Origin of the sequence: Schaalia dentiphila ATCC 17982 (genome assembly GCF_000154225.1) — a bacterium.
Classification (GTDB): Bacteria; Actinomycetota; Actinomycetes; order Actinomycetales; family Actinomycetaceae; genus Pauljensenia; species Pauljensenia dentiphila.
Window position 1 is genome coordinate 304,342 of record NZ_DS264586.1, and the last position, 12,510, is coordinate 316,851.

General features: G+C 66.4%; 10 protein-coding genes. 4 read left to right on the forward strand and 6 right to left on the reverse strand.

Annotated elements, in window-relative coordinates:
- Nucleotides 1-8 precede the first annotated feature (8 nt).
- A complete protein-coding gene (gene groES, locus ACTODO_RS01275; protein ID WP_003790486.1) occupies nt 9-305 on the reverse strand; it encodes a co-chaperone GroES in 297 nt (98 codons plus the stop codon).
- Between the two features lie 231 nt (nt 306-536).
- On the opposite strand from groES, the gene ACTODO_RS01280 reads away from it, so the two are divergent.
- The 4 genes from ACTODO_RS01280 (at nt 537) to ACTODO_RS01295 (ending at nt 7,394) form a co-directional block, all read left to right on the forward strand.
- Nucleotides 537-1,778 carry a THUMP-like domain-containing protein gene (locus tag ACTODO_RS01280; RefSeq protein ID WP_034511786.1) on the forward strand — a complete coding sequence of 414 codons (1,242 nt, stop codon included), beginning with the start codon at nt 537-539 and terminating at the stop codon, nt 1,776-1,778.
- A 65-nt stretch (nt 1,779-1,843) separates the two neighbouring features.
- Complete coding sequence (locus tag ACTODO_RS01285; protein WP_034511789.1) at nt 1,844-3,013, forward strand: glutamate--cysteine ligase; 1,170 nt, start codon at nt 1,844-1,846, stop codon at nt 3,011-3,013.
- A gap of 146 nt (nt 3,014-3,159) precedes the next feature.
- A complete protein-coding gene (locus tag ACTODO_RS01290) occupies nt 3,160-5,823 on the forward strand; it encodes a bifunctional lysylphosphatidylglycerol flippase/synthetase MprF (protein WP_003790493.1) in 2,664 nt (887 codons plus the stop codon).
- On the forward strand, nt 5,820-7,394 hold the full coding sequence (locus tag ACTODO_RS01295; RefSeq protein ID WP_003790495.1) for an alpha/beta hydrolase: 1,575 nt from the start codon (nt 5,820-5,822) through the stop codon (nt 7,392-7,394). Before ACTODO_RS01290 ends, ACTODO_RS01295 begins: the two co-directional genes overlap by 4 nt.
- A gap of 15 nt (nt 7,395-7,409) precedes the next feature.
- On the opposite strand, the gene tsaD is transcribed toward ACTODO_RS01295, so the two are convergent.
- The 5 genes from tsaD to ACTODO_RS01320 form a co-directional block, all read right to left on the reverse strand.
- Nucleotides 7,410-8,465, reverse strand: coding sequence for a tRNA (adenosine(37)-N6)-threonylcarbamoyltransferase complex transferase subunit TsaD (gene tsaD, locus ACTODO_RS01300; RefSeq protein ID WP_003790496.1), 1,056 nt, complete (start codon nt 8,463-8,465; stop codon nt 7,410-7,412).
- Nucleotides 8,466-8,544: 79 nt separating this feature from the next.
- A complete protein-coding gene (locus ACTODO_RS01305) occupies nt 8,545-8,781 on the reverse strand; it encodes a hypothetical protein (protein WP_003790498.1) in 237 nt (78 codons plus the stop codon).
- 204 nt (nt 8,782-8,985) lie between these two features.
- The gene (locus tag ACTODO_RS01310; RefSeq protein ID WP_003790501.1) at nt 8,986-9,729 is read right to left on the reverse strand and encodes a succinate dehydrogenase/fumarate reductase iron-sulfur subunit; all 744 of its coding nucleotides are present in this window, start codon (nt 9,727-9,729) and stop codon (nt 8,986-8,988) included.
- Nucleotides 9,726-11,705: a fumarate reductase/succinate dehydrogenase flavoprotein subunit gene (locus ACTODO_RS01315; RefSeq protein ID WP_003790503.1), complete on the reverse strand. Its 1,980-nt coding sequence runs from the start codon at nt 11,703-11,705 to the stop codon at nt 9,726-9,728. Before ACTODO_RS01315 ends, ACTODO_RS01310 begins: the two co-directional genes overlap by 4 nt.
- 16 nt (nt 11,706-11,721) lie before the next feature.
- On the reverse strand, nt 11,722-12,435 hold the full coding sequence (locus tag ACTODO_RS01320) for a succinate dehydrogenase cytochrome b subunit (protein WP_034466371.1): 714 nt from the start codon (nt 12,433-12,435) through the stop codon (nt 11,722-11,724).
- Nucleotides 12,436-12,510: the final 75 nt, after the last annotated feature.

Below are 12,510 nucleotides of genomic sequence, written 5' to 3' on the forward strand. Positions count from 1 at the left end.
CGAAGCGCTCAGCGCTCCACGACCGCCAGCACGTCACGCGAGGACAGGATCTGGAACTCCTGGCCGTCGTACTTGACCTCGGTGCCGCCGTAGCGCGAGTAGATGACGACGTCGCCGACCTTGACGTCGACGGGGATACGGTTACCGTTGTCGTCCACGCGGCCGGGGCCCACGGCGATAACTTCGCCTTCCTGCGGCTTCTCCTTGGCGGTGTCCGGAATGACCAGGCCGGAGGCGGTGGTCTGCTCGGCCTCAACCTGGCGGATGACGATGCGGTCCTCGAGGGGCTTGATGGAGATCGACATTGTCGCTCCCTTTCTTCTTTGTCACGAAGGTGCTCGTCCTTTCCCTGCCGTCGCGGGGGTCAGGTGCAGGACCGGTCGCGGGTGTTCCCGCGTTTCCTCCACGAGTGTAGGCACGGTCCTGGCACTCGGGCAAGCTGAGTGCCAGGCGCGTTCACCCTGGGCGAGACGACACCCGCGCCCGACCGCAGGCCCCACACGGCCACGCCCCTGAAGAGATGGGACAATGAGCGGGTGAGCGCCCTGACCCCCATTCTGTCCTCCCCCGGCTGGGAGCTGTTGGAGTCCCTACAAGCGAAGCAGGCAACCAACCCCATCCCGCTGCCCGAGCTCGGATCCACCCTGCGCGCCTCCGGCCTCGACGCGGACCTCGTGGTCGCAGTCCTCACCCAGCTGGCCCTGCGCCAGGCAGCACGCTCAAAATTTGGCCCGTTTGCCTCCCACATGGTGTTCACCCGCGACGGCCTCGAGCAGGCGACACGCCTCGTCGTGGCAGCCCGCCACGCTCAGCGATTCAAGGATTGCAGCGCGACGCGCGTCGCGGATCTTGGCTGCGGCATCGGATCGGATGCTATGGCGATCGCCGGCCTGGGCATGAACGTGCTGGCTGTCGACATCGACCCCGATACTGCCGGGGCCGCGGCCGCGAACCTGCGGGCCTTCGAGGGATCCGAGGTACGCCTGGGGGACGTCGCCGACCTCGACATGGACGAGCTGGCCTCCGAGGGCGTCGACGCGATCTTCGCAGACCCGGCCCGCCGCACAGGCGCCTCGCGCGGGTCGGCGCGCATCACGGACCCGGAACAGTGGTCCCCTCCCCTCTCGCTCGCCCTCGGCTGGGTCTCGACGATCGAACGCGTCGGTATCAAGGTGGCGCCGGGCATCGCGTACGAGCGCATCCCCTCCTCCTGGCACGCGCAGTGGGTGAGCGTGGGCGGTGATCTCGTCGAGGCCTCGCTCTGGTCCCCCGCACTGTCCCCCGAGGGCCGTGGGCGCTCCTGTCTCCTCTTGGATGAGGCCGGGGCCGCCCATTCGCTCTCCACACCCGAGGGGTATGCACCCAACGCCCCCGCAGCCCGCGTGGAGGTCGCGCCCCTGGGCGCGATGGTCGCCGAGCCCGACAGCGCGGTTATCCGCTCGGGTCTCCTGGGACGCCTCGCGGACGAGGTCGGCGCGGGCATCGTGTCCGACAAGATCGCCTACCTGACCGGGGATGAACTGCCCGATTCCCCCTTCTACGACCGCTTCGAGGTCCTCGCGGTGACCAACCTGCGAGCAAAGGCGATTTCCGCCGAGCTGCGCACGCGCGGAGCGGGCAGCGTCGAGATCAAGAAGCGCGGCGCCGACATCAACCCCGACAACCTGCGTAAAACGTTGAAACTGGGCGGAGGCGACGAGCAGCTGACCGTCATCGCGACGCGCGTGAACGGACGCCACCGCGCGATCATCTGCCGACGGTTGGCTACAAACCTGTAAGAAAGCTCTCCGCCGACACCGCTCGCTGCCCTGCCACAATGGAGGAAGCAAGCGAAAGGATTGACATGTCTTTGCCCTTCGGTTCCTCCCAGCGTTCCACGATCGGTGTCGAGTGGGAGCTCCAGCTCGTCGACCGCGACTCCCACGACCTGCGTCAGAGCGCGGACGCGATCATTGACCGCTCCACGACCGACGGGAAGCTCTACCCGGGCGTCCACCGCGAGATGCTGCTGAACACGATCGAGGTCGTCTCCAAGCCGCGTTCAACCGTCGCCGAGTGCATGGCCGACCTGATGGACTGCGTCGACTATCTGACCCCCCTGGCCTCGGACCTGCGCATCGACTTGGCCACCGCCGGTACACACCCCTTCGCGCGCCCGGGCCGCCAGCGCGTCACCGACTCGGAGCGCTACGCACAGCTGGTGGAGCGCACCGCCTACTGGGGACACCAGATGCTTCTGTACGGCGTCCACGTGCACGTCGGCGTCGAAGACCGAGCGAAGATCCTCCCGATCCAGGCCGCCCTCACCGCCCACCTGGGCCACCTGCAGGCTATCTCTGCGTCCTCCCCCTTCTGGGCGGGCGAAGACACGGGCTACGCGTCCAACCGCGCGATGGTCTTCCAGCAGCTGCCCACCGCCGGCATCCCGCGCCAGTTCGCAACGTGGGAGGATCTCGAGGCCTACACGGATGACATGATCCGCACGGGCGTCATCGAGGGCTTCGACGAGGTCCGCTGGGACATCCGCCCCTCTCCGACCTTCGGCACGATCGAGAACCGCGTGTACGACGCTGCGACGAACGCGACCGAGGTCGCCACCTTCGCAGCCTTCACCCACGTCCTCGTCGAGCACTTCTCGCGCTTGTACGACGCGGGCGAGCCGCTTCCCTCCCTGCCGGATTGGTTCGTCGCCGAGAACAAGTGGCGCTCGGCGCGCTACGGCATGGACGCGACCCTCATCATCTCGCGCGACGGCACGACCGAGAGCGCGCGCGATGGCATCGCGCGACTGAAGGAAGAGTTGGCCCCCGTGGCCACCGACCTGAACTGTGCGCGCGAGTTCGCAGGCCTGGAGACGATCCTGACGATCGGCGCCTCCTACGAGCGCCAGCGGGCCGTTGCGGCAGCCGCGCGACCCGGCCAGGGCCTCGACGCGGTCGTGGACCTCATGCGCGCGGAGATGAGCGCGGGGCGCCCCCTGGCTCTCGCCGAGTTCGCAACCCTGAACGTCTGACTCCGTCGCAGCAGTGCCCCGCGTCTTCACCGGTGCGGGGCACTGTCGCCATTCTCATACTCTTTGAGATTGCTTTCAGCTGACTTTCAGAATGCCGCCGTATCCTTGATGTAGCTCGAAAACTGACGCTGAGAGGACACTCGCCCGTGGTGCAGGAAGCAACACAGTCACCGGAATCCGAGGGCGCACCATCCGCGCTGGTCAGGATCGCTTCCCCCGTCGGGGCAACCCTGCAGACTGTGTGGCTATTGCTTTCCTCGCTGGCCCACCTCACCATCCGCTGGCTGTCACGATGCCCAGCTACCGCCGTCCTTACGGTTGCCCTGACGATCGTGTCGGCGACCTACTGGGTGTGGCGCGATCAATTCACGGCCCTCGAGGCCGACCCGTCCAGCCCCCATTGGTGGTCGGTTCTCTCCTCCGTCGGCGCGGTGCCCGGAAACTTCATCGCCACCGCCGTGCTCGGCATCGTCACGATGATCATTGCGGGCGGTGCTGCGGAGCGACACCTGGGCACACGCGCATGGGTGGCCGCAGCTGCCTCCGGCCAGGTCGTCGGCGTCGCTGCCACCTGGTTGACACTCCCCCTGCTCACCAGGGTGTTCTCCATGTGGGGGCAGACGATCGATGCGGGGAGCCTGTGGGGCACGAGCCTCATCCTCGTCGCCCTCGTGGGCGCCGCAGCGCAGTCACTGGCCTCTCACTGGCGCTGGCGCGCTCGTTTCCTCCTCATCGGAATCCTCATCCTGTCGGCCGCGATCCTGGGATCTGCGATCTCGTATGCGCGCGTGTGGTCACTCCTCGCGGGCATGGTCGCCGCGCGCCTGGCTGGGGTTCGCGGCGCACGCAGCGATTCCGGAAACGACATCACGATCGGACGTCAGCTCGCCTCCGTCGCCGCCCTGTGCTGGGCCTGCGCTGCGGCGCTGACAGTTGTTTCTTCGGCCCCCGAGGGACCGCTCGCTCAGATGCGCTGGTCGCTGGGCCCCGCGTGGTGGCTTGAGGGGCGTACGGGTGTCATCACAACTCTCCTGTGTCTGGCCCCGATCACGCTCCAGCTGATCTTCGCCTACGGGCTGCGCAAGGGCAGGCGCGCCGCCTACTTCGGCACTCTCATTCTCCAGCTGATCCTCGGCCTATCAACAGTCGCTGCGACGGGTGTTGCTCTCGCCCAGGGCGCCGACGAGGACGGGATGGCCAGGCCCGAGCTCGTCACCACGGCCTCGCTCCTTCTCGTTCCGGTGATCCTCAACGCTGCCCTGTGCATCATCACGTGGTGGGTGCGCCGCTCCTTCACGATTCACGCGGAGCCCTCCACGACCTCGACCCTACTGCGGCGCTGGCTGCTCCTCATGGTCGGCTGCGCGGGCGCGGTCCTCGTCCTCGGGTTCCTCACAAGCGACTCGTTCGTCCCCCTTGAAGCCCTCAACTCCGGCGAGGACCTGACCGTCACCGGCAACGCGACTCCCCTGCAGATCCTCCACGACTACACCCTCGCACTGCTCCCCACTGCGACCGCCTCAATCTTCGAGCCGTCCTTGGTTCCGATGACTCTCTTCGCCGAGGCACCCGTCCTGTGGGTGCCCCTCGTCGCCTGGGGCGGCACCCTCGCCATCATCCTGAGCGCGCTGCTCGCCCGGCCCCGTATCCCACTGTCCTCCCCGCTCGAGAGCCTCACCCCTCTCCTGCGCGCCCACGGAGCGGGCACCCTCGGATGGATGCAGACCTGGGAGGGGAACCAAGTGTGGGTGTCCCCTACCGGCGAGGCCGGGGTCGCCTACCGCGGGTCGGGCGGCGTCGCGCTGACGGTCACAGACTTGGTGTACGAGCCGGGCAAGGCCTCCGAGGCGATCGCGCTGTTCTCAGCCTTCGCCTCCGACTCGGGCCTGACCCCCGCGCTCTACTCGGTCCACGAGGAACTCGCGCAGGCCGCGTGCGAGGAGGGCTGGACGATCATACAGGTCGCCGAGGAGTCACTGCTGGACCTGCCCGGCCTCGCTTTCAGGGGCAAGGCCTACCAGGACGTGCGCACCGCCATGAACCACGCGTCCCGCGAGGGCGTCGAGGCCGTGTGGACTACCTGGGAGGAGTGCCCGGCGGGCTGGCGCGATCAGATCACCGTCATCTCCGATTCGTGGAGCTCCAACAAGGCCCTGCCCGAGATGAGCTTCACGCTGGGCGGCGTGCCCGAACTCGCGGTCCCTGAGACGCGCATCCTGGTCGCCATCGATGAAGAGTCGACGATCCACGCCGTGACCTCGTGGTTGCCGATCTACCGCGACGGAACCGTTGTCGGCCTGACCCTGGACGTCATGCGTCGGCGCACGACCGGGTGGCGTCCCGCGATCGAGTTCCTCATCGGCAAGGCCGCCCTGGCGGCGCAGGAAGAGGGGCTGGAGACCCTGTCCCTGTCGGGCGCTCCCCTGTCGCGCTCTGCCAATGACACCTCGACCTTTGGCCCCCTTACCGATGCGCTGGCCGCCATCATGGAGCCGCTCTACGGCTTCACCTCGCTGCACGCGTTCAAGCGCAAGTTCAAGCCTCGCACGCAGTCCCTGTACCTGGCGGTGCCGGAACCCGCATCCCTCGCAACAGTCGGACTGGCCATCTCACACGCCTACGTGCCCCACGTGTCCCCCGCGCAGACCCTCACGCTCGTCGCCTCAGTCGCCGGAGGCCTCGCCAAACTCGCCGCAAAAGGCGTCGGCGACCTGCGCTCGACGCGAGCGGCCGCCCGGGAGCGCGCGTCCGATGAGGACACACTCGCTGCCACGGCCTCGTCCGATAGGGGCGGAAAGGAGCACCGATGAGCGTTTTGGGAAGCATCCCCCTGACCTCGATCAAAACCCTGGTAGCGGTCGCCGTCCTTGCGGTTCTGTCTCTATTGGCAGGGGCGTCTCTGCTCGCGCGTTCGGCCCCCTCGCGCTGCCCGGGACGCACGAGGCGTTGGCTGGGACGCGCGGTCATCCTCCTCGTGCCCACGTTCCTTATCGCTTCCGCGGGGGCTCTCGTCTTCAATCGCTCGCTCGGCCTTGTGAAAACCAGCGGGGATCTAGCGAAACTCGCCCTGTTGTCCGTCGTAGGAACGACCGCCCAGTCCGGCGGCGAGGCCGACGTCAACGCGCAGTCCGCTGCCGTATCCGAATTGGACGCGACCTTCACGAAGACCGAGGACGGCATGCTCCAGACCACCTGGACCGGCCCGTCAAGCGGGATCACCCAGCCCGTCTTCGTTATCACCCCACGCGACTACTCCCCCAATGACGGCAAGACCTATGCGGTCATCGAGCTTCTCCACGGCTACCCTGGCGGCCCCGACGGCACCATGCAGGGCGCGCAGGTGCAGGAAGCCCTGAACAACGCCATCGACGAGGGGATCATCCCGCCGACAATCATCGTCGGCCCCTCCCTCAACGTCGACGAAGAAGCCCACGACTGTGCCGACATCGAGGGGCGCCCCGCCGTCTACACGTGGGTGTCCCACGACGTCCCCGCGATGATCCGACACAACTTCCCCAATACGACGTCTAATCGAGACGCCTGGATGATCGGGGGTTTCTCCGCCGGCGCCTACTGCGCGATCTGGACGGCCCTGCGCACGCCCGAAACCTACGGTGCCGCCGCCTCGCTGTCCGGTTACGACACTCAGATCGAGGGGCACATGACCAACCAGGGCGAGCAGTACCTGGCTGACAACACACTGTCAACCATGCTGGCTAATCGCACCCCCGACGGGATGCGCATCTACGCGATGGCCGCCGGCGACGACGCCGTTGGGGGCGCTTACACCGCTCTCAAGATGGCCTCAGCCGTCAAGGAACCCGACAGCGTTACCACGGACGTTCCCCCGAGCGGTGGGCACGCGGGCCCGCTGTGGCGCGAGCACATTCCGACAATGCTGGCGTGGTGGGGGTCCTCCGACCGGGTCTCCCGGGCCGTCGGCGCCACTTCGACGGCGGCGACCGCACAGTCCTCCGAGGCCAGCGCATCCATCGTACCGGTGACAACCGTGACCCACAAGGTCCGGCCGACCGCCCCGAACGGGTACCTGACGCTCGCACTCCTGATCGCCGGAGTGCTCGTCTCGCTCGCGCTCACGTGGCTTATCGCGCCGCGCTGGCAGCTGCGCCGTCACGAGGGCGACACCGACGACCATGCCGATCATCAACACCGGGCACGTCACCGCGCGCAGCGCTCGGGCCTGTTCACCTCTGTGCCGCGCCCCGCCCTCCGGGCACTCGGCTACCTAGCGCGTCTGATGTCCCTCGGGGCGGCCACGGTAAGCTCCGCGCTCCTCGTCGGCATTGCCGCCAACATGGCGGGCGGCTTCTACACCTCGTGGAGCTCGATCGCGCAGAGCTTCATGGACGGCCTACGCTAGGCCCGCGCGCCGCTCTCAGGCGCGCGGCGCCAGATACGTCGTCGTCAGCTCCAAGCCCGAATCCGGGGAGAAGTCCCAGTCCGACGGTGGCAGACCCGCCGCGACCAGCTCGGAGCCAATCGCCGCGATCTGAGCACCGTTGTCCGTGCAGAAGCGCAGAGGGGGCATGCGAACCTGAACGCCGGCCGTCTCGGCCCGCTCCGTCAGCAAAGCTCGCAGTCGGGAGTTCGCGGAGAAACCGCCGCCCACGACAATCGTGTCGCAGCCGGTGTCCAGCGCGGCGCGCACTGCTTTCGCGGTCAGGGAATCGTTGACAGCCTCGGAGAAGGCGGCGCACACGTTTTCCTTGCTGACGACCTCGCCGCGCGCGGTCGCGCCCTCGATGTATCGGGCGACGGCGGTCTTCAGACCCGAGAAGGAGAAGTCGTACTTGTGACGCTCCTTGTCCTTGCCGGCAGCCAGGCCACGCGGGAAACGGATCGCCTCGCGGTCCCCCTGCTGGGACAGGCGGTCCACGTACGGGCCGCCCGGGTAGGGCAGGTCGAGGAGGCGCCCGACCTTGTCGAAGGCCTCGCCCGCGGCGTCATCCAGGGTGCCACCCAGCTCGACGACGTCCGTCGCGATATTGCGGATCTCAAGGATGTTGGAATGGCCTCCGGAGACCACGAGTCCGATGAAGTGCTCGGGCAGCGGCCCGTCAGCGAGCTTATCGACGGCCAGGTGACCGATCACGTGGTTGACGCCGTACAGGGGCTTGCCCAGCGACGAGGCCAGCGCCTTCGCCGCACAGATACCGACGGTTAGCGAACCGACGAGACCCGGTCCGGCCGCAACCGCGATCGCATCCACATCTGCCAGGGTCACTCCGGCCTCGTCGAGCGCAGCATCCAGCGTGGGCAGGAAGGACTCCAGGTGCGCGCGCGACGCGATCTCGGGGATGATGCCGCCGTAGCGGGCGTACTCATCCATCGACGTGGCCGTGCGGTCGACCAGCAGCTGCGTACCGCGCACGAGGCCGACGCCGGTCTCGTCGCAGGTTGACTCAATACCAAGGACCAGGGGTTCACTCACACCCCCAGTTTAATCCGCGCATGGGGGCGGCGCCGCACGCGCGTGGCGCGCAGGTCCGTCGCGTGCAGTCGGCGTCGATCTAATCGCGAGAACGCGTGTTCGCGATGAACATCGAGACGCCCGCAACCGCGAAGACCAGCAGGCTCCAGGGGAACAGCGAATCTGCGATCGGCTTGATCTGGGGGGAGCCAAAGAGCATACCCAGGAGCAGGAGGATCGACAGAATCGCGAAGGCGATCATCGCCGTGATGCCGACGGTCGCGCTGACCCAGTAGCGGCGCGTATGCGTGTTCGGACCGGTTTCATCAAATTGCATGGCGTGCTCCTCTCTGAGCCAATGATGCCTCCATGATACGACGACAACCGCACCGTCATGCGCATTTTGCGTGCGATAGGGCGGCTGTCTCGCCGCGTCATCGCACTGCTATGACATCACTGTGCCACCACGTTTGCTCCCCATGAACGCGGGAGGGCCCGGCGCCTGCGCGCCGGGCCCTCCCGCGAGGCCACTCCAGCCGAATCAGACGCCCTTGAAGGCAGCCTTGCCGAGCTGGCGATTGAGGTTTGCGATCACGTCAAGCGGGATCTGCTTCGGGCAGACCTCAGCACACTCGCCGATGTTCGAGCAGGAGCCGAAGCCCTCCTCGTCCATCTGGTTGAGCATGTTGACGACACGCTTGTAGTTCTCGGGCTTACCCTGCGGGAGCAGGCCGAGGTGCGTGACCTTCGCCGAGGTGAAGAGCATCGCGGAGGCGTTCGGGCAGGCAGCCACGCACGCACCACAGCCGATGCACGCGGCGGCCTCGAACGCGCGATCCGCGTCCTGCTTCGGGACCGGGGTCGCGTGCGCGTCGGGGGCTGCACCCGTGTTCACGGAGATGTAGCCGCCGGCCTGGATGATGCGATCCAGGGCGCTGCGGTTGACCACGAGGTCCTTGATGATCGGGAAGCCCGATGCGCGCCACGGCTCGATCGTGATGACGTCACCATCGTTGAAGGAACGCATGTGCAGCTGGCAGGTCGTGGTGACCTCCGGGCCGTGAGCGATACCGTTGATGACGATGCCACACTGACCGCAGATGCCCTCGCGGCAGTCGGAGTCGAAGGCGATGGGTTCCTCGCCGCGTGCGAAGAGCTCTTCGTTCAGGACGTCGAGCATCTCCAGGAACGAGGACTCTTCCGAGATTCCCTTCACCTGGTATTCATGAATTGCGCCCTTGTCTTCGGGACCGTTTTGGCGCCAGATCCTCAGTGTCAGGTTCACTTGTAGCTCCGCTGCTTCAGCTCGATGTCGTTGTAAATCAGGTCTTCCTTGTGGAGGATCGGGGGCTCGCCTTCGCCAGCGTATTCCCAAGCCGCCACGTACAGGAACTTGTCGTCGTGACGCAGGGCCTCGCCCTCGGGAGTCTGGGACTCCGCGCGGAAGTGGCCGCCACACGACTCTTCGCGGTGCAGCGCGTCGATGCACATGAGCTCGCCCAGCTCCATAAAGTCGGCGACGCGGCCGGCCTTCTCGAGGGACTGGTTGAGTTCACCGATCGACTTGCCGGGAACGCGAACGTTCTTCCAGTAGTCGGCACGCAGCTCGCGGATCATACCGATGGCCTTCTTGAGGCCTTCCTCGGTACGCTCCATGCCGCAGTACTCCCACATGATCTTGCCCAGCTCCTTATGGAACGAGTCCACGGAGCGGGTGCCGTTGATCGACATGAGGGTGTCGATACGGCCCTGAGCCGACTCGAGAGCTTCCTTCACCGAAGGCGAGTTCTCGTCCAGCTTGGGCAGGTGGAAGCAGTGCGCCAGGTAGTCGTTGATCGTGTTGGGCAGGACGAAGTAGCCGTCCGACAGGCCCTGCATGAGTGCCGAGGCACCCAGGCGGTTCGCGCCGTGATCGGAGAAGTTCGCCTCGCCGGCCACGTACAGACCGGGCAGGTTCGACTCGAGGTCGTAGTCAACCCACAGGCCACCCATGGTGTAGTGGACGGCCGGGTAGATGCGCATCGGCACCTCGTAGGGGTTATCGCCCGTGATGCGCTCGTACATGTCGAAGAGGTTGCCGTACTTGGCTGACACTGCGGCCAGGCCCATACGGTTGATCGCGTCGGAGAAGTCGAGGTAGACGCCGCGGGCGACACCGTCGATCTTCGGGCCGACGCCGCGGCCCTCGTCGCACATGTTCTTGGCCTGACGCGACGCGATGTCGCGCGGCACGAGGTTACCGAAGGAGGGGTAGATGCGCTCCAGGTAGTAGTCGCGATCCTCTTCGGGGATCTGACGCGGGTCCTTCTCGCAGTCCTCAGCGCGCTTGGGAACCCAGATACGGCCGTCGTTACGCAGCGACTCCGACATGAGGGTCAGCTTCGACTGCTGGTCGCCGTGCTGGGGGATGCACGTGGGGTGGATCTGCGTGAAGCAGGGGTTGCCGAAGTAGGCGCCCTTGCGGTACGCACGCCAGATAGCGGTCGCGTTGCAGCCCATCGCGTTGGTGGACAGGAAGAACACGTTGCCGTAGCCGCCGGTGGCCAGGACGACCGCGTCTGCGACGAAGGTCTCGAGCTTGCCGGTGGACATGTCGCGGGCGATAATGCCGCGCGCCTTGCCCTCGTCGACGATGAGCTCGACCATCTCGTGGCGGGCGTATTCCTTGACGGTGCCGGCCGCGACCTGACGCTCGAGCGCCTGGTAGGCGCCGATCAGCAGCTGCTGACCCGTCTGGCCGCGCGCGTAGAACGTGCGGGACACCTGCACGCCACCGAAGGAGCGGTTGTCGAGGAGGCCGCCGTACTCTCGGGCGAAGGGGACGCCCTGTGCGACGCACTGGTCGATGATGTTGGCGCTGACCTCGGCGAGGCGGTAGACGTTGTCCTCACGAGCGCGGTAGTCGCCGCCCTTGACCGTGTCGTAGAAGAGACGATAGACGGAGTCATTGTCGTTGCGGTAGTTCTTCGCGGCGTTGATACCACCCTGCGCGGCGATGGAGTGCGCGCGGCGGGCGGAGTCCTGGTAGAAGAAGCAGTCGACGTTGTAGCCCATTTCGCCGAGCGAGGCGGCGGCAGCACCGCCCGCGAGGCCGGAGCCGACGATGATGACGCGCAGCTTACGGCGGTTGGCGGGGTTGACCAGCGCGGCACTGAACTTACGCTGTTCCCAGCGCTGCGCGATCGGGACGTCGTGGGGGGCCTTCGTGTCGGCGATCTTCTCGCCTTCACGGTAGAGGCCGTGGATGAGTGTATCGGTCATGATTGCGTGCCCTTCCTCAGTGGATCAAGCCGGTGACGATGGCGACGGGCGGGGCCATGAACATCACGAAGATGACCAGACCGACCAGGCCCGAGAGGAGAACCAGCGGCTTGCGGGTCGCGTTACGCACCCACCCGAGCGACTGGAACATGGACCAGAAGCCGTGGGAGACGTGGATGCAGGCGCAGCCGACGAACACGGCGTAGAGGATCACCAGGACCGGCGACTGGAAGGAAGCAACCATACGGGCGTAGGGCGTGGTGACGTCAGCGCCGAAGTTCGCGACCTTCGCAGGCAGGCTCACGGTGGTGAAGTGAGCGATGTGGAAGATCAGGATCAGCAGAATGAGAACACCGCTCATACGCATCGTGCGAGCCGCGTAGGAGTCCGAGACGGACTTCTTGACGACGTAGCGGGTGGAGCGAGCGCGACGCGAACGCTTCCAGGTGTAGGCGGCGGCCCACAGGTGGATGATGAGCATCAGCACCATGGCGGCGCGGAATACCCAGATGAATCCGCCGTGCGGGAAGATCGGCACGAAAGCCTCTTCATGCAGCCAGTGCGCGTAGTCGTTGTAGACCTCCGCGCCCAGGAACATCTTGAGGTTGCCGTAGGAGTGGAACAGCAAGAAGAAAACGAAAACGAAGCCCGAGACGGCCATCAGCTGCTTAATAAAGACGCTGGTGGTCCACGCGCGGCGCTTCTTCGTTGCGACATTTTGAGTGGCCATGCCATGAGCATATCGACGCTTTTCCTCCGCTTCGTAGGACCATGGCACGAGGCCGCCCGCGAAGGATCTCGACAC